Below are 25,163 nucleotides of genomic sequence, written 5' to 3'. Positions count from 1 at the left end.
AAATTATTGTAATTCGAAACCCGTGATGAGATTTCCTATTCCTTCCTTCGTCAGCCTAGGGAATGACGAAACCAATACTGTCATCCTCAAGAATGAGGGACGAATGAGTTGGGGATCTCTTAAAGCGAGCCGAATTTTTGAGGAGATTCCCTACTATCTCCTTCGTCGCTCTATGGAATGATGAATTTTAGGCAAAAAAATGCCCCGCATAAGCGAGGCATTCAAAGCTTAGATTAATAATCTACGAGAGATTATTGACCTTTAACTTCTTTAAGACCGTTGAAAGGCGCTTTAGAACCTAGAGCTTCTTCGATACGGATTAGTTGGTTGTACTTAGCAACACGGTCAGAACGGCTCATAGAACCAGTTTTGATTTGACCTGCAGCTGTACCTACCGCTAGATCAGCGATAGTTGCATCTTCAGTTTCGCCAGAACGGTGAGAGATTACTGCTGTGTAACCTGCGTCTTTAGCCATCTTGATTGCAGCTAGAGTCTCTGTTAGAGAACCGATTTGGTTGAACTTGATAAGGATAGAGTTAGCTACGCCTTTCTCGATACCTTCAGCAAGAATCTTAGTGTTTGTAACGAATAGATCGTCACCTACTAGTTGAAGTTTGTCACCTAGTAGTTCAGTTTGGTGCTTGAAGCCAGCCCAATCAGACTCGTCTAGACCATCTTCGATAGAAACGATTGGGAACTTGCTCGCTAGCTCAGCTAGGTAGTGGTTGAACTCTTCAGAAGTGAACGTTTTACCTTCGCCTTTCATGTTGTAGATGCCAGCTTCTTTGTCGAAGAACTCAGATGCTGCACAGTCCATAGCTAGAGTCACGTCTTTACCTAGTTCGTAACCAGCAGCAGCAACAGCTTCTGCGATAACTTCTAGAGCTTCAGCGTTAGACTTAAGGTTTGGAGCGAAACCACCTTCATCACCAACTGCAGTGCTGTAGCCTTTAGACTTAAGAACTTTAGCTAGGTTGTGGAATACTTCAGCGCCGATACGTAGACCTTCTTTAAGAGTCTTAGCGCCAACTGGTTGGATCATGAACTCTTGGATGTCAACGTTGTTATCTGCGTGCTCACCACCGTTGATGATGTTCATCATTGGTAGAGGCATAGAGAACTGACCAGCAGTACCGTTTAGCTCAGCGATGTGCTCGTATAGAGGCATACCTTTCGCTGCTGCTGCTGCTTTAGCGTTTGCTAGAGAAACCGCTAGGATTGCGTTAGCACCGAACTTAGATTTGTTTTCAGTCGCGTCAAGGTCGATCATCACTGCGTCGATTGCAGCTTGGTCTTTAGCATCTTTGCCAACTAGTGCTTCAGCAATTGGGCCGTTTACAGCTTCAATCGCTTTAAGAACACCTTTACCTAGGAAACGTGATTTGTCGCCGTCACGTAGCTCAAGAGCTTCACGTGAACCAGTTGATGCACCAGATGGAGCAGCAGCCATACCGACGAAACCGCCTTCTAGGTGTACTTCAGCTTCTACAGTTGGGTTACCACGTGAATCGATGATTTCACGACCTAGAACTTTAACGATCTTAGACATTGAATGTTTCCTTCTCGTTGAATATATAAATGTCAAATTTAAAGGTAGCAGCACAACTTACGCAGCTACCTGTATTTTTTACTTCTCTAATTCGCCACGCTGGTACTCACCAGCTGCTTTTACGAAACCTGCAAACAATGGGTGACCATCGCGAGGTGTTGAAGTGAACTCTGGGTGGAATTGAGCAGCAACGAACCATGGGTGGTTCGGGTTCTCAATAACTTCAACCAGTTTCTTGTCCGCAGATAGACCCGATACTTTTAGGCCCGCTTTTTCAATTTGTGGACGAAGATTGTTGTTCACTTCGTAACGGTGACGGTGACGTTCATGGATCGTCGCGCTACCGTATAGTTCATAAGCTTTCGTCCCTTTTGCTAGGTGACAAAGCTGTGATCCAAGACGCATTGTGCCGCCAAGGTCAGATGTTTCTGTACGCTCTTCAACGTTACCTTCGCCATCAGTCCACTCAGTGATAAGACCTACAACTGGGTACTTAGTTTCAGTACAGAATTCAGAAGAGTGTGCCCCTTCCATTTTCGCAACGTTACGAGCGTACTCGATAAGTGCAACTTGCATACCTAGACAGATACCTAAGTACGGCACTTTGTTTTCACGAGCGTATTGAGCAGCAAGAATCTTACCTTCAACACCACGATCACCAAAGCCACCAGGAACTAGGATTGCATCTAGGCCTTCTAAAATTTCGACACCACGAGACTCAACGTCTTGTGAATCTACGTATTTAATAGTAACGCTTAGGCGATTTTTCAAGCCCGCGTGTTTTAGCGCTTCATTTACTGATTTGTATGCGTCTGGTAGTTCAATGTACTTACCAACCATACCAATCGTCACTTCACCCGTTGGGTTTGCTTCTTCGTAAATGACTTGCTCCCATTCAGACAAGTCTGCTTCTGGAGCAGTAATGCCGAAGCGCTTACATACAAGATCATCTGTGCCTTGAGCTTTAATAAGCTGAGGGATCTTGTAGATAGAGTCAACATCGCGCATAGAAATAACGGCATTTTCTTGCACATTACAGAACAAGGCAATTTTCTTACGCTCATTTGTCGGAATGTTACGGTCTGAACGGCAAACGAGAATATCTGGTTGAATACCAATCGATAGCAACTCTTTTACAGAGTGTTGCGTTGGCTTGGTTTTCACTTCGCCCGCAGCAGCTAGGTAAGGAACAAGAGTCAGGTGCATGAACATTGCGCGTTCACGACCTAGTTCTACGGCTAGCTGACGAATCGCTTCCATGAATGGTAGAGATTCGATATCACCAACCGTACCACCCACTTCAACGATCGCGATATCGTGACCGTTAGCGCCAGATATTACACGTTCTTTTATAGCATTAGTGATGTGTGGGATAACCTGAATGGTGGCACCTAGGTAATCACCACGACGCTCTCTAGCTAGAACGTCTGAGTAAACACGACCAGCTGTGAAATTGTTACGCTTAGTCATTTTGGTGCGAATGAATCGCTCATAGTGACCAAGGTCAAGGTCAGTTTCAGCGCCATCTTCCGTAACGAACACTTCACCGTGTTGAGTCGGGCTCATTGTGCCTGGATCAACGTTGATGTAAGGGTCAAGCTTCATCATAGTCACTTTAAGACCACGAGCTTCTAAAATAGCCGCAAGAGATGCTGCTGCAATACCTTTACCTAGAGAGGATACAACCCCGCCAGTAACAAAAATGTAATTTGTCGTCATGTTTAACCTGAAATTGGTTGAATGAGGGAAATGGATTACTTCTGGACGGGATGAAAATATACCAGAAGCCCCTTATCGCCACAACGTGAAATCTATCACACTGCTATTTTTTATTTTTTGCTTCAAATCAATTCATGATAAAAGCTTTGCTGAACTTTTCTCCGCCACTTTGACTTCATCCCACATGGAATCAAGCTGTTGCAGTGAAAAATCGGTCAAAACTCTATCTTGTTGACGGACGATTTGCTCCACACCTTTAAAGCGACGTGAAAACTTTAGATTGGCTTTTGCCAGAGCTAATTCTGGGTTTTTACCTAGATGACGGACCAAATTAACCGTCGCGAACAGTAAATCCCCCAACTCTTCTTCCACTAAATCTTCGTTTGGCGTCACTTGAAGTGCTTCCTCTAGCACCTCATCAACTTCCTCTAAAACCTTGTTCGCAACTGGACCAATAGAGTCCCAATCGAAACCATATTTCGCGACCTGTTTTTGAATTTTTGTAGCACGCGAAAGTGCAGGTAGAGAGTTTGGTATTGAGTCTAGAATACTTTCTTGATTTTTTCCTGCCTGTGCCTTTTCTTTAGCTTTTTCAGCTTCCCAGTTGGCATTGATTTCTTCATCGTTCGCAAACTCGGTATCAGAAAACACATGCGGATGGCGGCGCGTGAGCTTCTCATTGATGCCGTCAACCACATCAGAGAACTCAAACAGCCCCTGCTCTTTCGCCAGTTGGCTGTAGAAAATCACCTGAAACAACAAGTCACCCAACTCTTCTTGTAGGTTCGGCCAGTCTTTGTTGTGAATCGCATCCACTACTTCGTAAGTCTCTTCGATAGTATGCGGCACAATGGTTTCAAAATTTTGTTTCAAATCCCAAGGACAGCCACCTTCTGGATCGCGCAGCTTAGTCATGATCTGTTCAAGTTGTTCAATCGGGTGATTCATCGTTTTCTTCCTATTCACTGTCTTTGATTTTTAAATTTAAAACTTCGGTTGAAACTAAAAAAGGTGAGCAGCCAAAACCACTCACCTTTCTATTCTTTCCGTCATCCTCAAGAGCGAAGAATGAGCGAGTTGGGGATCTCAAATCGCTTGGCGAGATTCCCTATCACGTTCGTCCCTCACTGTAGGGAATGACGAGGATGATACTTGGTATCATCCTAATCTCTTGACGCTCATGACATCTTTGATCTGCTCGACTCGGCTGGTCACACGACTTAAAACCTCAATATTGGTCAATTCCAAGTCAAAATCCATGACCGACAGCTGACGTTTATAGTCAGTACGGCTCTTCATTGTCGTCACACTGATCTTTTCATTCGAGAACAGTGCGGTGATATCTTTCAACAAGCCATTACGCTCTAAGGCTTCAACACGTAACGTTAGAATGTAAGAACCGACAAAACCATTGCCCCAAACTGTATCAATAATACGCTCTGGCGCGTGCAAATTAAGTTCACCCAATTGCTCACAATCAGCACGATGCACGGAGATGCCTCGACCTTGAGTGATGTAACCTTTGATTACATCTCCCGGGATAGGTTGACAGCAACGAGCCAAGTGGGTCATTAGATTATCAACCCCTTCCACCACAACTGCATCTTTCTTAGGACGACTTTGCTGTGCTGGCTTATTTTCCGACTCAAGCAATTTCTCTAGCGCTTTCTTGTCTTCTTCTTCTGCTGTCGGTTTATTAACCAAAGCATTGATGTGATTAACCACTTGGTTAATGCGCAAGTCGCCACTGCCGATACCGGCATAGAGCTCGTCAGGCGTGTTGACGTTAAAGCGTCTCAGTGCGTATTGATCTGCATCTTTTAACGTTGCACCGATTTTCGCGAGTTCCACTTCAAGGATATCTCGGCCAGCTTCTAGGTTCTTCTCGCGGCTTTGAGCACGGAACCATGCGTTAATTTTGGCACGAGCCCGACTCGAATGAACAAAACCTGTGGTTGGATTTAACCAGTCACGTGATGGGTTCGGTTCTTTCTGGGTAATAATTTCAACCTGATCGCCCATCGATAATTTATGAGTAAACGGTACGATACGTCCCGCGACTTTAGCACCAATACAGCGGTGTCCAACCATGGAGTGAATATGGTAAGCAAAATCCAATGGGGTTGCACCCATCGGCAGATCGACCACATCACCGCGTGGTGTAAAGGCATAAACACGGTCATCAAACACTTGACTGCGAACTTCATCCAGCATCTCGCCAGAATCCGACATCTCTTCTTGCCAATCGATAAGTTTACGCAACCAAGTGATTTTCTCGTCGTAACCACTGCGTCCGCTTGAAGCGCCCTCTTTGTACTTCCAGTGCGCAGCCACGCCCAGCTCCGAGTCTTCATGCATTTGCTTGGTACGGATCTGAATTTCAATGGTCTTGCCTTCTGGACCCAAAACCACAGTATGAATCGATTGGTAACCGTTTGGCTTAGGGTTCGCCACGTAATCATCAAATTCACTGGGTAGGTGTTTATATTTGGTGTGTACGATACCGAGGGCGGCATAACAATCTTGAAGCTGATCAGCGATGATACGTACCGCCCGTACGTCAAAAAGCTCATCAAAGGCCAAGCCTTTTTTCTGCATTTTGCGCCAGATACTGTAGATGTGTTTTGGTCGTCCGCTGACTTCTGCATTGATGTTTGAACGCAGCATCTCTTCCGTTAAATCATCAACGAAGTCTGTGATGTATTGCTCGCGGACGATACGACGCTCAGACAGTTGTTTAGCAATCTGCTTGTAGGTATCTGACTGTTGATAGCGAAATGCGTAATCTTCGATTTCCCACTTAAGCTGGCCAATGCCTAAACGGTTTGCAAGAGGCGCATAGATGTTAGAGCACTCTTTAGCGGCTGCGCGGCGCACAGCATCAGGGGCCTTTTTTACCTCAATGAGGTTACAGATTCGCTCCGCAAGTTTGATGACCACGCAGCGAAAATCATCCACCATTGCCAACAACATGCGTCGAACGTTGTCAACTTGTCCCGAGGCTGCACTGCCTTCAATGGTCACGTTGAGCTGCCCTAAGGCCGCCATTTCTTCAACACCATCAATCAATTTTACGGTTTCTTTACCGTAGCTTTCCTCGAATACTTCGCGTTCAAAAACGCCACTTGATACCACGGGGAAGAGTTGTGCGGCGACTAATGTTGCACGGTCCATGGACAAGGTGACCAAAATTTCGATCATCTCTCGACCACGCCAAAGCAAGAGCGACGCTTGCTCATGATCTTTTAATAGCTCTTCACAGTGACGATAAACTTTATTCAGTTTATTTGAGGTTTTTGCATCTTGATTCAGTGACGCAATCCAACTGTCTAGCTCAAACTGTTCGCTTGGGTTTAAATGTGCGCTTCGTACCGCAACCATCATGTCTTCCTAGTTATTATGTTTATACCCAACTCAATATGACTAACTGATTCCAAGTTAGTTCGACTCATATTGATATCAGCACAGGCGGCTACCCTGTACCTTTACATGTCACTCAAACCTTGTTGAAGGGCTTCTAAGCCTTAATAAAGAGTGCCATCGACTCGAGATGACTAGTATAAGGGAACATGTCCAACATACCCAACTTAGCTAACCGATAGCCTTGCTTTTCTAAGCTCTCGGAGTCTCTCGCTAGAGTAGCAGGATTACAGGAAACATAAACCACGCGCTTCGCTCCTAACGTCGAAACTTGATCCACGATCCCACTCGCTCCAGCTCGTGCTGGGTCAAGTAGAATTTTATCGAATTTCTCTTTTGCCCAAGCTTGCAAAGATAAGTCTTCTTCCAGGTTCGCTTGATAAAAAGCTACATTGCTTAACTGATTTAACGCTGCATTAGATGTGGCTTGCTGAACCATTTCATCCACCCCTTCCACACCAACCACAAACGCCGATTGTTGTGCGATAGGTAAACTGAAGTTACCTAGACCACAAAACAGGTCTAGCACTCGCTCATCAGCTTGAGGCTCTAGCCACTCAATCGCTTGAGCCACCATCTGCTGGTTCACTTTCTGATTCACTTGGATAAAGTGGTTTGGCTCAAACGGTAACGTCACGCCAGTTTCGCTATAAGAAGGTGCATCACCCACCCAACGAACCAACTTATCGGTTTCAGGCATCGAGTACAGCGTAGCGCCTTCTTCGTTCGCTAACGCAATCAACACTTGCTTATCTTTTTCAAGCAAAGGCTTAAGGTGACGTAGCACCATAACCGGGCCAGTATCGCCCAACACCAATTCAACGTGTCCTAAAGACGTAAGGTTGTTGAAAGTGTTGAGTAAATTTTTCAGTTTTGGCAGCAATACATTAAGGCGAGGATCCAGCACGGCACAGTCAGTGATGTTCTCAATCATCTTACTCTGTTTCTTACGGAAACCGAATTGAAGCTGCTGTGTCTTCTTATCAACAAATAGGCTGATACGAGCGCGGCGTCGATAACCGGTTTCATTACCAAGAATAGGTTGGGCTAGCTGAGTATCAATCGTTTGATACTGGCTCATCAGGTGTGTCAAAGACTGCAATTTATGCTCCACCTGAGAAGCGTAACTCAGGTGTTGAAGATGACAACCACCGCACTGATTAAAGTGCTTACAAAATGGCGTTAAACGCTGCTCACTCGGCTTCAGTAATTTGATGAGTTTTGCTCGCGCAAATTTACTCTTGCTTTCAGTCAGCTGAATGACCACTTGCTCACCAGGCAATGCACCGTCAATGAAAACCGGCTTATTCTTCTGATAAGCGATGCCCGCGCCATTGTGATCCATTCGCTCAACCAAAACCGATTGATGCTTTGTCTCGAATTGAGTTTTCTTTTTTGGTTGGAAAAAACGTGCCATTACTTGTGCCTAATGTCTCTTTTAATGAGTAATTGGTATCCAGGACTCACTATTATGCCTTGGAATCATTGTCGAACGTCACGGCTTTGATTAAGCTTACCGTTCACTTAACCGCCCTTGTGTGCGTTATTTTCCCATATCCAGACCTCGATGTAATTAAAGAACATGAACAGATATGGCTTAAGAGCCCGTGTAATCACCTTAACTCTAGCTCCTACCCTGATTATTGGGTTGCTATTGAGTGCATTTTTCTCATTTAACCGCTATCAAGACCTTGAAGGGCTGGTGGTTAACACAGGGACGAGTATCATTGAACCACTGGCGATTGCGAGTGAATCAGGGATGAAGCTCGGAAGTCGAGAGTCTGTTCGTCAGCTGATTAGCTATGCACACCGAAAGAATTCCAAACTGGTGCGCAGTATCGCGGTATTTGATAAGCATCATGAGCTGTTTGTGACCTCAAACTTCCACCCTAATTTTGAAAGTCTGACCTACCCGAAAGATAAGCCAATACCGCACTTGAGCTCATCAAGTCTCATCGATAATACACTGATTCTTCGGACGCCTATCATTTCAGAAGGGCAGTACATCAACTCAGCCAATGGTCAATCTGAAGCTAACCAGGCGATCGGTTATATCGCGATTGAGCTCGACCTGTCTTCATTACGGTTACAACAGTATCAAGAAGTGTTTTCTGCTTTCTTGGTTCTTATTCTCGGACTTGGCCTTTCGGCCGTCTTTGCCTTCCGTTTAATGCACGATGTCACTCAACCAATCACACACATGAAAAACATGGTTGACCGCATCCGTCGAGGTCATTTAGATGTGCGTATCGAAGGTAAAATGCATGGTGAGCTCGACTCACTCAAAAACGGGATCAACGCGATGGCAGTATCGTTATCTGAATATCACGTTGAGATGCAACACAGTATCGATCAAGCGACATCGGATCTGCGCGAAACACTTGAACAACTAGAAATTCAAAACGTCGAACTAGACATAGCAAAAAAACGAGCACAAGAAGCAGCACGTGTTAAGTCTGAATTCTTAGCAAACATGTCTCACGAACTGAGAACGCCACTCAACGGGGTGATTGGCTTTACTCGTCAAATGCTTAAGACTCACCTATCGAACAGCCAAACCGATTACCTGCTAACCATCGAACGCTCGGCGAACAATCTGCTGAGCATCATTAACGATATCTTGGACTTCTCGAAACTGGAAGCCGGCAAGCTTGCCCTAGAAAACATTCCTTTTGAGTTACAAGCGAGTCTTGAGGAAGTCGTGAATCTTCAAGCAACGAATGCTCATGAGAAAGGCCTAGAACTGACCCTTAAGATCGATCCGAAAGTGCCACCTGGTGTTGTTGGCGATCCATTGCGTATTCAACAAATCCTAACCAACCTCGTTGGCAATTCAATCAAGTTTACAGAGCGAGGCAACATTGATATCAGCGTTGAGCTTCGCTCACAAAGTGAAGACAACATCGAACTACAATTCATGGTTAGAGATACCGGTATTGGTATCTCTGAGCGTCAACAAGCCCAGCTATTCCAAGCCTTCAGCCAAGCCGATGCTAGTATCTCTCGTCGCTATGGCGGTACAGGCTTAGGTTTGGTTATCACTCAGAAGCTTGTTAGCCAAATGGGGGGAGAGATCAGCCTCACTAGTCGCCTACACCAAGGTTCAACGTTCTGGTTTACATTAAGGCTTTCGACCACCGATATGCCGATGACAGAACTGATTGATACTCAGTGTCTCCAAGATAAACAGTTACTGTTGATCGAACCCAACATGCAAGCGGCTTCAATTACTCAGCAAACCTTGACTCAAGAAGGCTTGATCGTCACTTATCGTTCGGTGATGCCGGATGAGTCAATCTCGTATGACTACGTCCTGCTTAACCTTGCGGCAAACCAAGACTACCAATTCGATACCGTAAGTGGTTGGGCGATTGGTGCTAAAAAAATTGCTCAGAACGTAATTATTGGCACGCCAAGTACTGAGCTGGCACTCGGTGAACAACTGATGAAAGAGGTGGATGTGCAATGCATTACCAAGCCTCTATCTCGTAAGAAACTACTGCAAACGTTGGTGTCTAACCAAGCACCAACCTTAATTGCACCTGCGATTGAAACACATTCCGAAGAGAAGCTTCCGCTTACGGTATTGGCGGTCGATGATAACCCAGCCAACCTTAAGCTGATCACCGCACTACTCAAAGAGCGTGTCGAAACTGTCATCAGTTGTACCAGTGGTCAGCAGGCAATAGACAAAGCGACCGAAATACCATTTGATATCATTTTTATGGATATTCAAATGCCACAAATGGATGGGGTGACGGCTTGTCAGAACATTAAGAAACTGCCGAACCATGCGAATACACCTGTAATAGCCGTTACCGCCCATGCGATGATTGGTGAACGTGACCGACTGCTTGACGCGGGCATGGATGACTACTTAACCAAGCCAATCGAAGAGCATGTCTTGCAGCAAGTATTGATTCACTGGAGCCCACTCTCTAAAGTTGAACACATCGAAAAGATAGACCCAGATCATCCTGCCGTTTCCACTGAAATCCATAATAGTCAGGTTTCAGAAACAGAAACCAGCGTGCATAAAGACATCATCATTGATTGGCAAGCCGCATTGAAGCAAGCCGCCAATAAAGAAGATCTTGCCCGAGACATGTTGCAGATGCTCGTAGATTTCATCCCTGAGGTTTATGAGGCCGCAGACAAAGCAATAGAAGACAGTGATTACCCCGTTGAGCAACTGATACACATCATCCACAAGATGCATGGCAGCAGCTCATACAGTGGTGTGCCAAGGCTAAAATCGGTATGTGCAACGATAGAACGCGAGTTGCGTTCTGGCACTTCTGTTGAAGACATCGAACCGGAGCTTTTCGAACTTCAGGATGAATTAGATAAGGTTCAAGCAACCGCGATTCATTACTTGAAATCCGCCAAGACCTAGCGAGTACTTGTTACTCTCATCTATTCGTTCGACGGTTTCCCACCAATAAAAAAGCAGAGCTCATAAGCTCTGCTTTTTTCTGTCTAGAACCTACAGCACTAGATTATAGAGTAACGGTAATCTATTTATGACTCGAGTAGTACCGTCGCCACCGCATAATGGCGCTCATCGGAAATAGTCAGATGAATCGACTTTGTACCACTCGCTTCTGCGATTTCACGCGCCTTTTTATGTAGGCTTAGAACGGGCTTGCCATGCTCATCGTTTGAAATTTCGAAATCGTGAAAGGTCACACCAAGCGCGATACCCGTGCCCAACGCCTTAGAGGCCGCTTCTTTGGCAGCAAAGCGTTTTGCAAGGTAACGTCCTTTTTGCTTCAGTTGCTGAAATACTTCAAACTCAGAGTCGGTCAAAATACGCTGAGCAAAAGCGTCGCCACTTCGTGACAGCGCCTTTTCAACACGTTCGATTTCTGCGATATCTGTACCTAATCCAACAACAGCCATGTTTACCCTACTACCAAGCTTCTATCTATTAACTCTACTAATTAGTCGCTTACGACTTAACGCTTACTGTCTAGAAAATTAAGCGTTGTTGCGTGCTGTTTCCATCACGGCTTTCATGTCTGCAACGGCTTTATTCAAACCATCAAAGACTGCGCGTCCCATGATCGAGTGACCGATGTTCAACTCGTAAATCTCAGGAAGTGCCGCAATCGGCGCTACGTTATGATAAGTCAGACCATGACCCGCATTCACTGTGATACCAAGATCGTCCGCGTAGCTTGCGCCTGCAGCAATCTTTTTAAGCTCATCTTGCTGATCTTCTTCTGTTTTCGCATCAGCGTAATGACCAGTATGCAGTTCAATGAACGGTGCGCCACACGCTTTTGCTGCGTCGATTTGCTCACGATCTGCATCGATAAACAGAGATACTTTGATACCTGCAGCCGACAGTTTTTCCGTCGCTGCTTTGATCTTTTCAAGTTGACCAACCACGTCCAAGCCGCCTTCTGTGGTCAGCTCTTCGCGCTTTTCTGGAACTAGACAAACGAACTCAGGATTAGTATCGAGTGCAATTTGCACCATCTCGTCGGTCACTGCCATCTCTAAGTTCATGCGAGTCTGGATTGTCTCAGCAAGAATACGTACATCGCGATCAACAATATGACGGCGATCTTCGCGCAGGTGAATGGTAATGCCATCAGCACCCGCACGTTCAGCAATTTCAGCTGCGTGTACTGGATCTGGGTATTTAGTACCACGTGCATTACGTAGTGTAGCAATATGGTCGATATTAACGCCTAAAAGGATTGAGCTCATTTTCCAATACTCCGTGCTCTAGAGAGGGCTATTGTTGGCATAAATAGCTCTCTACTTTTTAATGGTTTGCCGCCAAGATACGGCTTTAAGGCTATGCGTGTAAAGCGTTTTGCTGCTTTTAACTGCTCTTTAGTGATAAACCTACGTTCACTAATTGCGATAAGTTCATCGCCCATAAATGTCAGGTTATCTCGACGTACAGAAGCGATGAAACCTTTCTGCTCTCGATAGCGATAAGTCATACTTGGATCGATCGCTTCACCAGTACCAGCACAATGCAAAAAGTCGACGCCATACCCCATAGCGGAAAGTAGAGCCAATTCAAAACGACGTAGCGCTGGCTCAGGGTTCTCATTATGAGCGAGTTCGGTTAAAGCATGAAGATAGTCGTGAAAAAATGCGGGCATGGCCACTTCAGCCATCAACACACGGCCAACTAGCTCATTGACATACATAGCGGAATACAGATTAATACCGGCAAGAGGAAGCCCCAAGCTGATGGGTTCGGCTTGGCGTAACGTTTTCATTGAACCATTGCCAGACCACTTAAGCAGTAGCGGCGTAAAAGGTTGCAATGCCCCTTTCAAATTAGAACGCTTACTCCTTGCACCTTTAGACATCAACGTCACCCTTCCGTACTCTTCACTGAAGACGTCCAGAATTAGGCTCGACTCACTGTATGGTCGACGGTGCAACACAAAGCATCGCTGTAGCCCTTCGCTCAATCACTTACCCTTCTTACCGATACAAAAAGAGAGAGTTCGCACTCTCTCTTGAAATTATATTCAGTTCAACTTTCTTAATCTCAGAAAGTGACGTTCAATATATTATAGATCGTCGATGTAGCCTAACGAGCGAAGTGCACGCTCATCATCAGCCCAACCAGACTTAACTTTAACCCAAGTCTCTAGGTAAACCTTACGACCGAACAGTTCTTCCATGTCGATACGCGCTTCACGACCAATCGTTTTGATCTTCTCGCCCGCTTTACCAATCACCATCTTCTTCTGACCAGTACGTTCAACAAGAATCAAAGCATTGATGTGGAAGCCATCGTTATCTGGGTTGTAATCGAAACGCTCGATCTCAACCGTTACTGAGTAAGGTAGCTCTTCGCCTGTGAATCGCATCAGTTTTTCACGGATGATTTCAGAGGCCATAAAGCGCTGTGAACGATCCGTTACGTACTCTTCAGGGAAGTGATGCGTCGCTTTAGGTAAAGCGTTACGCACGTGCTTACGCAGTACATCGATATTCTTACCTTGCTTCGCCGAGATTGGTACAACATCAAGGAAGTCCATCTTCTTAGACACTTCCATCATGTGCTGCATCACGTCAGTACGGTCTTGAACGTTGTCTACCTTGTTAATACAAAGGACCACTGGGAAATCTGTTTTTCTCAGCTTGTTCAGTACCATTTCATCGTCGTCAGTCCAGTGAGTACCGTCAACAAGGAAAAATACTAGGTTTACATCGCTCAGTGAGCTGTTCGCCGCACGGTTCATCAAACGGTTGATTGCACGCTTTTCTTCGATATGAAGTCCAGGAGTATCAACGTAGATCGCTTGGTAATCACCTTCAGTTTCTACGCCCATAATACGGTGGCGTGTCGTCTGAGGTTTACGTGATGTGATCGAGATTTTCTGACCCAAAATATGGTTCAGAAGCGTCGATTTACCTACGTTTGGTCGACCCACGATAGCGATAAAGCCACAGTGTTGGTTTTCCGGTAATCCCGTTTTTTTGCTATCCGATGAAAAGAATGCATCGATATCGAAATCTTGATTGTTATCAGACATTGCTTAGTTGCTCTAATGCTGTTTCAGCAGCCGCTTGTTCTGCCTTGCGGCGGCTAGTGCCTTTACCGATAACAGGTTTATCCACACCTGCCACTTCACACTCAACCGTAAACTCTTGGTTATGTGCTTCACCTTTAATATTAGTCACTGTGTAGACAGGCAGGGGATTTCTTCGACCTTGTAAAAACTCTTGTAAACGAGTTTTGGGATCTTTTTGAGAGACACCAGGCTGAATTGCATCTAGGCGAGATTGGTACCAGCTTAAAATAATACTGCGCACCATCTCAGTATCACTATCTAAATAGACAGCACCGATAATCGCTTCAACAGCATCCGCTAGAATAGAATCACGACGGAAACCGCCACTTTTCAACTCACCTGGACCTAATTTTAAGTAATCTCCTAGTTCGAATTCACGACCTAGTTCTGCCAATGTATGACCACGCACTAAAGTTGCACGCATGCGGCTCATATCACCTTCATTTACCTTAGGAAAACGGTGGTAAAGATCATCCGCGATAACAAAACTTAAAATTGAATCGCCCAGAAACTCAAGACGTTCGTTATGTTTACCCGCGGCGCTGCGATGAGTCAGCGCCAAATGGATAAGATCGGCATCATTGAACTGATAGCCAATCTTTCTCTCTAGTTTATCAATTGGAGAATTCATGCTCTCTCGATGTAGTATGTGATCGATTAATGAATCCCACCGATGCGATTAAAACGCACACCAGTAGGAATCCATGCTGGAAGTATACTGTCAGTACCGCGTTCGAATTCAAAACTGATCCAAATAGCAACGGCCTTACCAACAAGGTTTGCTTCAGGGACAAAGCCCCAGTAACGACTGTCTGCACTGTTGTCACGGTTATCCCCCATAACAAAGTACTCGCCTTCTGGAACGATCCACTCATTGACACCATGACGAGGCTGATATGCTTGAACACGATCGCGGCGTAATGGGTTCACTAGAATCTGATGTTCCACGTCTCCGAGCTGCTCTTTCATCTGAATCAAAGGCACACCATCTTGGATGAATGGGCTCTCTTCAACATGATTGAGCTTCACGGTTTCACAGTGGCTTGTCCCTTTAGCTTGAATACAGATCTCTTTGTTACTGTAACGAATGGTATCACCAGGCATACCAACAACACGTTTAATGTAGTCGATACTCGGTTGAGGGGGATACTTAAATACAATGGAATCGCCACGTTCTGGCTTGCCTATATCCACCAATTGAGTCTGCCATACCGGATCTTTTAGTCCGTACGCGTACTTCTCAACTAAGATAAAGTCACCCACTAACAGTGTTGGCATCATTGAGCCTGACGGAATTTGAAACGGTTCATAGATGAATGAACGTAAAATCAAAACAAAGGCTATGACTGGGAAAATGGACACACTATTTTCAACCCACCAAGGCTGAGCCGTAACTTTTGCACTGGTTTCAGCATCTAGGCCATTTGATTGTGCTTCAACGTCAGCAAGCTTTTGCTGGCGCTTCTTCGCCCACACAAACTTTTCCAACGCCCATACAATGCCGGTCACTAGAGTTACGATCACTAAGATAAGCGAAAATGTATTAGCCATTGATATCCCTTAAATTTCATTTCTTTAAAAATAACGAAAGTGAAAGAGCATAACTCTTTCACTCTGCTTAATATTTCTAATGTGCTTCAACCATGCTCACTCACTGCTTATCCAATTTTGTAAACAGTTAGTACGATTGAAACCTAGTCTTTTCCAACGTGAAGGATTGCAAGGAACGCTTCTTGAGGCAGTTCAACGTTACCGATCTGCTTCATGCGCTTCTTACCTTCTTTTTGTTTCTTAAGAAGTTTCTTCTTACGACTGATATCACCACCGTAACACTTCGCAATCACGTTCTTACGCAGTTGTTTCACTGTCGAACGAGCAATGATGTGGTTACCAATTGCGGCTTGAATCGCGATATCAAACATTTGACGAGGGATGAACTCTTTCATCTTCTCAACCAGTAGACGACCACGAGACTGTGCGATGTCTTTATGAGTAATGATCGCCAATGCATCAACCGTTTCACCATTCAGCAATACGTCGACACGAACCATCTTAGACATTTCAAAGCGTTGGAAGTTGTAATCCAATGATGCATAGCCACGTGAGGTTGACTTCAAACGGTCGAAGAAGTCTAGAACCACCTCGGCCATTGGTAGGTCGTATGTCACAGCGACTTGTTTACCGTGGTAAACCATATCAACTTGAACACCACGTTTTTCTACACACAAGGTGATCACGTTACCTAAGTAGTCAGACGGAACCAGGATATTACAACGAGCGATAGGCTCACGAATTTCCTCTATATCATTAATTGCTGGCAATTTAGCCGGGCTATCAACGTACAAAACCGTTTTATCTGTTTTAACAACTTCATACACTACGGTTGGTGCCGTCGTGATTAGGTCTAGGTCGTATTCACGCTCTAAACGCTCTTGAATGATTTCCATGTGAAGCATTCCTAAGAAGCCACAACGGAAACCAAAACCAAGTGCTGCTGAACTTTCTGGTTCGTAGAACAGTGATGCATCGTTAAGGCTTAATTTACCGAGTGCGTCACGGAAGTTTTCATAATCATCAGACGATACTGGGAATAGACCCGCATACACCTGAGGTTTCACTTTTTGGAAGCCAGGTAGACGTTCTGTACAGCCGCCTTTCGCCAGCGTCAACGTATCACCAACCGGGGCGCCAAGAATGTCTTTAATACCACAAACAACCCAACCAACTTCGCCAGTATCTAGCTCCGTTGTGTCGATTTGCTTAGGTGTGAAGATACCGAGACGGTCAACCCCCCAAACTTGGCCTGTCGACATCACTTTAATCTTGTCGTTCTTCTTCAGCTTACCGTTTTTAATACGAACCAAAGAAACGACACCAAGGTAGTTATCAAACCAAGAGTCGATGATCAGCGCTTGTAGTGGCGCTTCTGGATCACCTTCCGGTGGTGGGATAGCTGTTACGATGTTTTCAAGAACGTCGTCAACACCTAAACCAGTTTTTGCAGAACAGCGCGTCGCTTCCATCGCATCGATACCAACGATCTCTTCGATTTCTTCAGCTACACGCTCAGGTTCAGCCGCTGGCAGGTCAATCTTGTTCAAGATTGGCACGACTTCCAGCTCCATTTCTATCGCGGTGTAACAGTTTGCTAGAGTTTGCGCTTCAACACCTTGGCCAGCATCCACGACAAGTAGCGCGCCTTCACAAGCAGCGAGAGAGCGAGAGACTTCGTAAGAGAAGTCTACGTGTCCAGGAGTATCGATAAAGTTAAGTTGGTAAGTTTCACCATCTTTAGCTTTGTAATCCAAAGTCACACTTTGCGCTTTAATGGTAATACCACGCTCGCGTTCTATATCCATAGAATCGAGGACTTGAGCTGCCATCTCACGTTCACTTAACCCTCCACAAACTTGGATTAAGCGGTCAGAAAGGGTCGACTTACCGTGGTCGATGTGGGCGATTATCGAAAAATTACGAATGTGCTTCATAGGCTTGGTGTGACTAAACTCTTTGAATAGGGATAATAAGAAAACCGCCATGCTTCCAATTTGTATTCTGCATTGGTGGCGGCATTTCAATCAAGTTGGCAGATTCTACCCAATTTAAGGGCAAGACGCATCATAAATTAGACGAGAGGCTCACCTAGAATTCGAATCAAGACGACTTCCTGCTTGGATTTATCTTCCATGGGTTTAGCTAAGCGCTTCGCTAAAGCAATACCACCAGCAGTAAATAGTGCAGCACTGAGTATAATCACCCCTTCCCCCCCATCGAGTAAGGGTTGTAATAAGAGTTGCCCAAAACCAGCACCTATCATCAACATGAAAAGTGGGATCAGATAAACAATGGCCGCCGACTGAAGCAGGCTTTTTTCGGGGAAACCTATCTCTACGATTTGCCCTTCTCTCACCAGGCTTTGTGTTTTCAACTGCCAAAACAGAGACTTATTGCCAACAGCCTTAGTCACAATACCTGTACCGCAACTTTTTTGAGAAGAGCAACTACTGCAACTGGTTTGTTGTTCACAGCTCAGTTGAACAAAATAGTGTTTACCTTTTTGTTCGACTGAGCTAACCGTTGCCAGTGCGGTCATCATTGCACTGGTACCGAATGGTTAAACGTGACGGATTGAGCAATGCGCTTTGCCGTTGCCGGTGGAATATCACCAACCACAGAGATTTCTTTGTCACCAATGACTAAACTATGTAAGGTTCTGCGTCCTTGACGAACCAACTGGCCCCTCAATGAATGCTCGTCTTTATCAGCGATGTACACCGAAAAACTGAACAGTCCATCACTGAAAAGCTGACTTTCGACCATTTGGTTGGTCGCCGCTATTTGGTAACGACTGAGCTCTTTTGACTGAAACCCTTCAGGAACCCAAGACGCTTGCCAATTAGTTTCACTGACCAAGCCTTCTGGTAACGACAAAACTTTCGGCAGTTTTGCTTGGTTTAACCCGCCCATCGCCTCCGCAATTTTATCGTTCACCACGTAAGATATTGTACGGTACTGCTCCAAAACTTCACCATCACGGTCTAAAAGATCAGCGCGTAAAGGAAGGTTCGTTTTTTCATCTACCCAAACCACATAAGAGTAACGAAGGCCATCTTTCGGCACGATGCGTAACACCTGCGCCGTGCTACCCGCTTCACGAGAGCGACCAACTTTTACGAAATCGTAGTATTGTTTGAGAGCGTCGACATCTCGATTAATCATCGGAATGACAGGGGCAACCATGCTACCAGATTCAATGGTAAATGGCTCAGTACCCGGCTCAATGTAGCTCACTTCGTTACCACGTCGAATGACTTCACGGACAGGACCGCTTAAGTAAACGAGGTGTGCAAGTTGTTGGTCGTTGTTTACTGCATGACGATAAAGCAAAGGCTCAATGCTGTTCTTCTTTATCAATATGTAAGAGAGTTCATAATTTAGATGCCGACTGGCCTCGCTCATTTGATGCAACAACGCCTTTGCAGTGGTTTCCTCTGCAAAGGCTGTTGGAGATATCAAACTGAGCAGTGTCAGTGCACTGACCAGGATTTTCTTCATTCAATGTCCGATTCTAGATGTGCATCTTGTGTCGCCGATGCATTGCTGTTTAGTCTTAGCTGTAGCTCATAATCTTCTAACAATGCATGAACGCGTTTGCGTTGTTCTTGCAAATTCGCTTCAGATGTAGGCTTCTCGATAGAGTCTCGTGTCAAGCTCACCGGTTCAGCAGACCCTGAAAATGGAATGGTTTGCAGCACAGGTAATTGCTCTGGTGTTGCGGGGTCATTGCCACCGTATTGCTGAACACCTAAAACAACCACTAATGAGACACACGCAGCAACAGCAACCTGTCCAAACTGTTGTAACCAAGCTGGTAGCTGACGCTTCGCTTGTTGAGGTTTAGGCTGCTCTTCGATAGGGGCGACAGTAGGCTCAACATTGACTTGATGCTGATTCCACATTGAACCATGTACTGGTTCATTATCAAGCGCTGCAGCGACATTGAGAGCAATGTTCCATTCTGGAGTTTCTGGCGTATCACCACGCATGACATCCCCAATTAAATGATAACTCTGCCAGATATCCATGCTTTCTTGATCCGATTCGAGATCTACAATGAGAGCTTTATCGACCGTTTCACCATCCATGAGTGCCGAAAGCTTTTCTTTATCAGCCATTATTTTCACCATAATTATTACAAGTTTAGCGTTGTAAAAGAGGTTTAATTTTCTTTTCCACCGCTTCTCGAGCTCGGAAAATACGCGAACGTACGGTTCCTACAGGGCAATCCATTACTTCTGCAATCTCTTCGTAGCTCAAACCTTCGAGCTCTCGCAATGTCATTGCAGTTTTCAAGTCTTCAGGTAACGCTTCTATCGCTCCAAAAACGACTTGTTTCAATTCTTTTGACAACGTTAAGTTCTCAGGGTTCGATATTTCTTTTAATGCACTGCCTGTTTCGTAATATTCAGCATCTTCTGCATCGACATCCGTCGCAGGCGGCCTGCGGCTCTGGGCTACGATATGATTTTTAGCGGTATTCACGGCAATTCGGTATAACCATGTATAGAAGGCACTCTCGCCACGAAAGTTAGGGATCGCGCGGTAAGCTTTAATAAAAGCTTCTTGTGCTACATCAGGTACATCACCGGAATTATTCACGTATCGAGAGATAAGATTACAGACTTTGTTTTGATACTTAACCACTAATAAGTTAAATGCCTGCTTATCTCCACTCTGAACTCGCTCAATCAGCACTTGATCGGTTAGCTGCTCGTTCATTCGAGCGGGTACTCCTATTGTTATCACCCTTACCTTCACAGATATGGGTACTAATTATGAGAAATGTAATATTGACACCACCGTCTACAAGAGCATTATTGTGACTGAGCCAAATACCGAAAGTTCAACTTTCTTAAAATTATTTGCCATTATTGTTTCACAATGTGATGTAATAAAAATAGATGTCCCTATACATTTAGGGCAATTTGAGCAAAAGCAACGGTATTGAGCAATTAAATATTTCTAGATAGCTGTCTATATCTTGATTTTGCGTAGTGTTTTAGGGTGACTATTAGAAGACTATAACATTCTTACTGCAACGCCTAGAACAAGACAAAGTCAATTGAGAGTGGACAACTCGACTATAGCCTGGGATTGAATAAGTTTTATGAACGCAAACCGTGAACATCAGTGTGATGTATTAGTGGTAGGGAGTGGTGCGGCAGGCTTGTCATTAGCCTTACGTGTAGCTGAACATGCAAAAGTAATTGTATTAAGCAAAGGACCACGCAGCGAAGGATCGACGTATTACGCACAAGGTGGTATCGCCGCGGTATTCGATGAGTCGGACAGTATTGAGTCTCATGTAGAAGACACTCAAATTGCTGGAGCTGGATTATGCGAAGAAGATACCGTTCAATTCATTGCTGAAAATGCGAAAGAGTGTGTGCAATGGCTAATTGATGGGGGGGTTCCATTTGATAAAGATGAGAACAGCACCGAAGGCCAACCCAAATATCACCTCACTCGTGAGGGGGGCCACAGTCACCGCAGAATTCTGCACGCTGCCGATGCCACTGGCATGGCGATGCAAACCTCACTACAAGATAACGTCAACAATCACCCAAACATCGAGATTTTCGAGCGCCACAATGCGCTGGATTTGATCACTGAAGATAAGATTGGCGGCTCGAAAGACAAAGTTATTGGTGCCTATATTTGGAACCGTAACCAAGAACACGTTGAAACCGTGCGCGCAAAATTTGTTGTACTCGCAACAGGCGGCGCTTCAAAAGTTTACCAATACACCTCTAACCCAGACGTCTCTTCAGGGGATGGGATTGCTATCGCTTGGCGTGCAGGTTGTCGTGTGGCAAACCTTGAGTTCAACCAGTTCCACCCGACTTGCTTATTCCACCCAGAAGCACGTAACTTCCTACTAACGGAAGCACTGCGTGGTGAAGGTGCATACCTACGCCGCCCAGACGGTTCTCGTTTCATGAAGGACTTTGATGAACGCGGTGAACTGGCTCCACGTGATGTGGTTGCTCGTGCAATCGACTTCGAAATGAAGCGACTAGGTGCAGACTGCATGTATGTTGATATCAGTCACAAGCCTGAAGAGTTCATCACGACGCATTTCCCGATGATCCACACTCGCTTGATGGACTTGGGCATCGATATGACCAAAGAGCCAATCCCTATCGTGCCTGCCGCTCACTACACTTGTGGTGGCGTCATGGTCAATAAAGACGGTCAAACGGATCTGCAAAACCTCTACGCGATTGGTGAAGTAAGTTATACCGGCCTACACGGTGCAAACCGTATGGCATCAAACTCACTGCTAGAATGTGTGGTTTACGCGTGGTCAGCTGCGAAACACATCGTAGAGAACATCGAACAATCTCAACTTTGTGCTGAACTTCCTGCATGGGATGAAAGCCAAGTCACCAACAGTGATGAAGAAGTGATTATCCAGCATAACTGGCATGAGCTACGCCTATTCATGTGGGATTACATGGGCATTGTACGAACCGATAAACGACTAGAACGTGCATTACGTCGAATTCAGATGCTGCAGCAAGAAACTCATGAGTACTACAGCTATTTCAAGGTTTCGAACAACCTGTTAGAACTGCGTAACTTGCTGCAAGTGGCTGAGCTAATGGTTCGCTGTGCGATGCAACGCAAAGAGAGCCGCGGCCTTCACTACACATTGGATTACCCTGAACTTGCAGAAGACAGTGGCCCAACGATTTTGACGCCAGAGAAGCGCTAACCGCAACTAGGCACATTAGCCAATCGCGACAAGTCATGAAACGAAAAGGAGCCGAGTGCTCCTTTTTCTTTATTTATCGCTCTCTTTGCAAATGCGCCAAAAAGTGTCGATATTCTCCCTCACGGCAACTGTCTCGCCAAAGCAATACCGAGTGCCCGCATTCAAACTGCAATTTAACGAAGAACTGCGCCCAGATCTTATCAACGGACTTGAGTCGGTAAGTTCGGTTATTCAGCCTGATCTCACCATCTTCTTTGTAATCAAAACACCCATGGGCACTGTTTAGAATCGCATGATTGGTTTGGAACAAATTGATCAACAGCGCTAAACAATAGAGACTAGCCGCCAGAGGGATAGAAGACAGGACGATGGAAAACAAAAGGCACCCAAAAAGCGTGCCTTTTGTACATAATGCGGAATATGAAGGGGTAAGCTGAAGCTTAACGAACCTTGCTGAGGTTATGTGCAACAATTTTATCAACCATTGAAGCATGGCCTAGATTTTCACTGCGCCCATGTCCCATTACCCAAGTAAACAGATCTGGGTCATCACACTCTAATAGAGAAACAAAGTCGCGCTGTTCCTGCTCTTGCAATGAATCAAAACACTCTTCAAAAAATGGCATGATAACGACATCAAGCTCTAACATGCCACGACGGCAACCCCATTTAATTCGTGCTTTCTGCTCTACGGTGTACATTGGCTATCCTCACCTATAATTTCTCTTTCTCTGAGTGTACCAAGTCATACGCTCCGCAACTACTGTGTGAGTCACAGTCCCTATCTAAGCTCACAAAAAACCTAGGCTGACAAAGAAACAGAACCGGATTAACATAGGACTAACTAAAATGCTTAGGAAAGATAAAATGGATTGGAAAAACACATTTCAGCCACTTGCTCATACGCAAAATGAATCGCTTCCAGAACTGATGATGACACACGTATCAGATTGGAGTGCTATTACCATGATAGGCGATGACAAAAAATCATACCTGCAAGGTCAAGTAACGTGTGACGTCGTGACTCTTCCTAATGATGAATCCACATTAGGCGCACACTGTGACGCGAAAGGAAAGGTATGGAGTATCTTCCGCCTGTTCCATCACAATGGCGGCTACGCTCTCATGCAGCCTAAATCTGCGATTGAACGAGAGTTAGTTGAAATCAAAAAATACGCCGTGTTCTCTAAAGTGGATATTGAGCAAACGTCTGACGTTGTTATCGGTGTGATGGGCCCTTCAGCGGATCAATACATTGACTCTATTTCAGAAAGCCAAGCTAACGTGCGAGCACTCTCTGGTGGTACTGCGGTTAAAGTTTCGGATAATCGTTGGGCACTGCTCATTACCGAACAAGCTGCTGCAACCTTAGTATCGAGCAGCTCAGCAGCTAAAGTATCGGAAGCGCTTTGGCAGTATCATGAAATTCTTGATGCTCAGCCTAACGTAACGAAAGCAGAGCAAAACGAGCACATCCCTCAAGCGCTTAACCTGCAAGCGATTGGCGGTATCAGCTTTTCAAAAGGCTGTTACACAGGTCAAGAAACCGTTGCTCGTGCCAAGTATCGGGGCATCAACAAACGTGAGATGCGCATTGTTTCCGGGACGACAGCAGAAGCATTGCCTCTAGAAAATACAATTGAACTGGAGCGCAGTGTCGGTGAGAACTGGCGTGGCGCAGGCCGACTATTAAACGTCTATCAATTTGCTGATAACCAAGCGGTTGGTTTGATGGTACTGCCAAACAACCTTGATGACGATGTCCAGCTTCGATTGACTGCACAACCTGATCAAGCATGGAATATTCTGCCATTACCTTACAGCCTCAACGACGAGTAACCGCGTGGAAACTCTGATTACACAATGGCTGGATCAACAGCAGGTGGACTATCGCCTGCTGATACAAAGCAAGCCAACCACCAGCATCGAAGAGACCGCGCAAGAGCGAGGCATTGACGCCTCTCAAATGGTGAAGTGCATCCTACTCAAGGATATGGGTAACCAATATGCGTTAGCCTGTACCGCCGGTGATCGTTCTATCGATCCTAAGAAAGTGCGCTCAGTGCTCAATTGCCGCCGAATGACCTGCGTATCACTAAAAGATGTTGAATCCATTACCGGTTTTCAAGTCGGATGTGTCGGCCCCATTGCGCTAAAGAGGCATATGCCGATCATTTTTGACCCTTCAATTCAAAACAACACCACCGTTACCATTAGCTCCGGCGAGCGAATGGCAGGTATCGCTCTAGCTCCCGGTGATCTTATGGCACTCTGCACACCCATTGTGGCGGCCATCAGTCGATGATCCTTTCGCTCGCAAACTTGATCTAAACTTTTCATTCAATACATTTTTCGTGTGAATGTCGTCGTAATAAAAGCGTATGATCAATGATTTTTTAGTCAAGATAAGGGCATAAGTAGTCACACCATGCAATTTGCGTTATGGTAACTTTACTGACGAACCTATAGGCAAATCAGTACAAGTGAATCCACTGAGTAACATCAGCATCCACTTTTGTGTAATGCATCTGTGACTATTCGCCCGTTTTAGACGGGCTTTTTTTTATGTCTAAATTTTACAATTTTATTACACAAAAACAAAAAGAACGCCTATTCTTATATCTGTAACATCCCTACTGC

22 protein-coding genes are annotated in these 25,163 nt (G+C 45.2%); 4 read left to right on the top strand and 18 right to left on the bottom strand.

Going from position 1 to position 25,163, the window contains the following annotated elements:
• Positions 1-251 precede the first annotated feature (251 nt).
• The 5 genes from eno to rlmD form a co-directional block, all read right to left on the bottom strand.
• Positions 252-1,550: a phosphopyruvate hydratase gene (eno, locus tag L4B77_RS12565; protein WP_429750791.1), complete on the bottom strand. Its 1,299-nt coding sequence runs from the start codon at positions 1,548-1,550 to the stop codon at positions 252-254.
• Positions 1,551-1,628: 78 nt separating this feature from the next.
• Positions 1,629-3,269, bottom strand: coding sequence for a CTP synthase (gene pyrG, locus L4B77_RS12560; protein ID WP_429750789.1), 1,641 nt, complete (start codon positions 3,267-3,269; stop codon positions 1,629-1,631).
• A 132-nt stretch (positions 3,270-3,401) separates the two neighbouring features.
• On the bottom strand, positions 3,402-4,217 hold the full coding sequence (gene mazG, locus L4B77_RS12555; RefSeq protein ID WP_261838111.1) for a nucleoside triphosphate pyrophosphohydrolase: 816 nt from the start codon (positions 4,215-4,217) through the stop codon (positions 3,402-3,404).
• Between the two features lie 210 nt (positions 4,218-4,427).
• Complete coding sequence (gene relA, locus L4B77_RS12550) at positions 4,428-6,650, bottom strand: GTP diphosphokinase (RefSeq protein ID WP_429750815.1); 2,223 nt, start codon at positions 6,648-6,650, stop codon at positions 4,428-4,430.
• Positions 6,651-6,786: 136 nt separating this feature from the next.
• Positions 6,787-8,106 (bottom strand): 23S rRNA (uracil(1939)-C(5))-methyltransferase RlmD, encoded by a 1,320-nt coding sequence (gene rlmD, locus L4B77_RS12545; RefSeq protein WP_429750786.1) that lies wholly within the window; start codon positions 8,104-8,106, stop codon positions 6,787-6,789.
• A 165-nt stretch (positions 8,107-8,271) separates the two neighbouring features.
• Between rlmD and barA the strand changes: the two genes are divergently transcribed.
• Complete coding sequence (gene barA / locus L4B77_RS12540) at positions 8,272-11,085, top strand: two-component sensor histidine kinase BarA (RefSeq protein ID WP_261838113.1); 2,814 nt, start codon at positions 8,272-8,274, stop codon at positions 11,083-11,085.
• 125 nt (positions 11,086-11,210) lie between these two features.
• Here the strand turns inward: barA and acpS are convergent, their stop codons facing one another.
• The 11 genes from acpS to rpoE all read right to left on the bottom strand — a co-directional run bounded on the left by acpS (position 11,211) and on the right by rpoE (position 20,524).
• Complete coding sequence (gene acpS, locus L4B77_RS12535; protein ID WP_017077798.1) at positions 11,211-11,591, bottom strand: holo-ACP synthase; 381 nt, start codon at positions 11,589-11,591, stop codon at positions 11,211-11,213.
• A gap of 78 nt (positions 11,592-11,669) precedes the next feature.
• Complete coding sequence (gene pdxJ / locus L4B77_RS12530) at positions 11,670-12,407, bottom strand: pyridoxine 5'-phosphate synthase (protein ID WP_009847651.1); 738 nt, start codon at positions 12,405-12,407, stop codon at positions 11,670-11,672.
• Entirely contained in the window at positions 12,404-13,132 is a 729-nt protein-coding gene (gene recO / locus L4B77_RS12525; protein ID WP_012604785.1) for a DNA repair protein RecO, read from the bottom strand. Before recO ends, pdxJ begins: the two co-directional genes overlap by 4 nt.
• Before the next feature lie 102 nt (positions 13,133-13,234).
• The gene (gene era / locus L4B77_RS12520; protein ID WP_372040740.1) at positions 13,235-14,206 is read right to left on the bottom strand and encodes a GTPase Era; all 972 of its coding nucleotides are present in this window, start codon (positions 14,204-14,206) and stop codon (positions 13,235-13,237) included.
• Entirely contained in the window at positions 14,199-14,876 is a 678-nt protein-coding gene (gene rnc, locus L4B77_RS12515) for a ribonuclease III (RefSeq protein WP_372040738.1), read from the bottom strand. The genes era and rnc overlap by 8 nt, the downstream gene beginning before the upstream one ends.
• 26 nt (positions 14,877-14,902) lie before the next feature.
• Positions 14,903-15,796, bottom strand: a complete 894-nt coding sequence (gene lepB / locus L4B77_RS12510; RefSeq protein ID WP_372040736.1) for a signal peptidase I — start codon at positions 15,794-15,796, stop codon at positions 14,903-14,905.
• A 143-nt stretch (positions 15,797-15,939) separates the two neighbouring features.
• A complete protein-coding gene (gene lepA, locus L4B77_RS12505) occupies positions 15,940-17,733 on the bottom strand; it encodes a translation elongation factor 4 (RefSeq protein ID WP_429750813.1) in 1,794 nt (597 codons plus the stop codon).
• A 137-nt stretch (positions 17,734-17,870) separates the two neighbouring features.
• Positions 17,871-18,341: a SoxR reducing system RseC family protein gene (locus tag L4B77_RS12500; RefSeq protein WP_261838117.1), complete on the bottom strand. Its 471-nt coding sequence runs from the start codon at positions 18,339-18,341 to the stop codon at positions 17,871-17,873.
• The gene (gene rseB, locus L4B77_RS12495; RefSeq protein WP_429750780.1) at positions 18,338-19,300 is read right to left on the bottom strand and encodes a sigma-E factor regulatory protein RseB; all 963 of its coding nucleotides are present in this window, start codon (positions 19,298-19,300) and stop codon (positions 18,338-18,340) included. Before rseB ends, L4B77_RS12500 begins: the two co-directional genes overlap by 4 nt.
• Complete coding sequence (locus tag L4B77_RS12490) at positions 19,297-19,920, bottom strand: RseA family anti-sigma factor (protein ID WP_429750778.1); 624 nt, start codon at positions 19,918-19,920, stop codon at positions 19,297-19,299. The genes rseB and L4B77_RS12490 overlap by 4 nt, the downstream gene beginning before the upstream one ends.
• Before the next feature lie 25 nt (positions 19,921-19,945).
• On the bottom strand, positions 19,946-20,524 hold the full coding sequence (gene rpoE, locus L4B77_RS12485; protein ID WP_008223963.1) for an RNA polymerase sigma factor RpoE: 579 nt from the start codon (positions 20,522-20,524) through the stop codon (positions 19,946-19,948).
• A 388-nt stretch (positions 20,525-20,912) separates the two neighbouring features.
• On the opposite strand from rpoE, the gene nadB reads away from it, so the two are divergent.
• Positions 20,913-22,523, top strand: coding sequence for an L-aspartate oxidase (gene nadB / locus L4B77_RS12480; protein WP_261838120.1), 1,611 nt, complete (start codon positions 20,913-20,915; stop codon positions 22,521-22,523).
• A 73-nt stretch (positions 22,524-22,596) separates the two neighbouring features.
• Here nadB and L4B77_RS12475 read toward each other — a convergent pair whose 3' ends face one another.
• Together L4B77_RS12475 and L4B77_RS12470 are read right to left on the bottom strand one after the other, a co-directional pair.
• On the bottom strand, positions 22,597-23,016 hold the full coding sequence (locus tag L4B77_RS12475) for a protein YgfX (protein ID WP_429750773.1): 420 nt from the start codon (positions 23,014-23,016) through the stop codon (positions 22,597-22,599).
• Positions 22,964-23,224 carry an FAD assembly factor SdhE gene (locus L4B77_RS12470; RefSeq protein WP_261838122.1) on the bottom strand — a complete coding sequence of 87 codons (261 nt, stop codon included), beginning with the start codon at positions 23,222-23,224 and terminating at the stop codon, positions 22,964-22,966. Before L4B77_RS12470 ends, L4B77_RS12475 begins: the two co-directional genes overlap by 53 nt.
• 166 nt (positions 23,225-23,390) lie before the next feature.
• Between L4B77_RS12470 and ygfZ the strand changes: the two genes are divergently transcribed.
• Positions 23,391-24,362 (top strand): tRNA-modifying protein YgfZ, encoded by a 972-nt coding sequence (gene ygfZ / locus L4B77_RS12465; RefSeq protein WP_429750770.1) that lies wholly within the window; start codon positions 23,391-23,393, stop codon positions 24,360-24,362.
• A gap of 4 nt (positions 24,363-24,366) precedes the next feature.
• On the top strand, positions 24,367-24,828 hold the full coding sequence (locus tag L4B77_RS12460; RefSeq protein ID WP_261838124.1) for an aminoacyl-tRNA deacylase: 462 nt from the start codon (positions 24,367-24,369) through the stop codon (positions 24,826-24,828).
• Positions 24,829-25,163 lie beyond the last annotated feature (335 nt).

It is taken from the genome of Vibrio minamisatsumaniensis, assembly GCF_050337445.1.
Lineage (GTDB): Bacteria > Pseudomonadota > Gammaproteobacteria > Enterobacterales > Vibrionaceae > Vibrio > Vibrio artabrorum.
The sequence above is the reverse complement of the archived record's forward strand: the minus strand, read 5'-3'. Positions and strand labels throughout refer to the sequence as shown.

Bases quoted from the DNA above. Each gene is read 5' to 3' on its own strand.
- era (WP_372040740.1), bottom strand. From the start codon at position 14,206: ATGTCTGATAACAATCAAGATTTCGATATCGATGCATTCTTTTCATCG.
- pdxJ (WP_009847651.1), bottom strand. From the start codon at position 12,407: ATGAGCTCAATCCTTTTAGGCGTTAATATCGACCATATTGCTACACTA.
- L4B77_RS12470 (WP_261838122.1), bottom strand. From the start codon at position 23,224: ATGTACACCGTAGAGCAGAAAGCACGAATTAAATGGGGTTGCCGTCGT.
- L4B77_RS12500 (WP_261838117.1), bottom strand. From the start codon at position 18,341: ATGATGACCGCACTGGCAACGGTTAGCTCAGTCGAACAAAAAGGTAAA.
- pyrG (WP_429750789.1), bottom strand. From the start codon at position 3,269: ATGACGACAAATTACATTTTTGTTACTGGCGGGGTTGTATCCTCTCTA.
- lepA (WP_429750813.1), bottom strand. From the start codon at position 17,733: ATGAAGCACATTCGTAATTTTTCGATAATCGCCCACATCGACCACGGT.
- relA (WP_429750815.1), bottom strand. From the start codon at position 6,650: ATGGTTGCGGTACGAAGCGCACATTTAAACCCAAGCGAACAGTTTGAG.
- rlmD (WP_429750786.1), bottom strand. From the start codon at position 8,106: ATGGCACGTTTTTTCCAACCAAAAAAGAAAACTCAATTCGAGACAAAG.
- eno (WP_429750791.1), bottom strand. From the start codon at position 1,550: ATGTCTAAGATCGTTAAAGTTCTAGGTCGTGAAATCATCGATTCACGT.
- L4B77_RS12475 (WP_429750773.1), bottom strand. From the start codon at position 23,016: ATGCTTCAATGGTTGATAAAATTGTTGCACATAACCTCAGCAAGGTTC.
- rnc (WP_372040738.1), bottom strand. From the start codon at position 14,876: ATGAATTCTCCAATTGATAAACTAGAGAGAAAGATTGGCTATCAGTTC.
- barA (WP_261838113.1), top strand. From the start codon at position 8,272: ATGAACAGATATGGCTTAAGAGCCCGTGTAATCACCTTAACTCTAGCT.
- rpoE (WP_008223963.1), bottom strand. From the start codon at position 20,524: ATGAACGAGCAGCTAACCGATCAAGTGCTGATTGAGCGAGTTCAGAGT.
- acpS (WP_017077798.1), bottom strand. From the start codon at position 11,591: ATGGCTGTTGTTGGATTAGGTACAGATATCGCAGAAATCGAACGTGTT.
- rseB (WP_429750780.1), bottom strand. From the start codon at position 19,300: ATGAAGAAAATCCTGGTCAGTGCACTGACACTGCTCAGTTTGATATCT.
- lepB (WP_372040736.1), bottom strand. From the start codon at position 15,796: ATGGCTAATACATTTTCGCTTATCTTAGTGATCGTAACTCTAGTGACC.
- ygfZ (WP_429750770.1), top strand. From the start codon at position 23,391: ATGGATTGGAAAAACACATTTCAGCCACTTGCTCATACGCAAAATGAA.
- L4B77_RS12490 (WP_429750778.1), bottom strand. From the start codon at position 19,920: ATGGCTGATAAAGAAAAGCTTTCGGCACTCATGGATGGTGAAACGGTC.
- nadB (WP_261838120.1), top strand. From the start codon at position 20,913: ATGAACGCAAACCGTGAACATCAGTGTGATGTATTAGTGGTAGGGAGT.
- mazG (WP_261838111.1), bottom strand. From the start codon at position 4,217: ATGAATCACCCGATTGAACAACTTGAACAGATCATGACTAAGCTGCGC.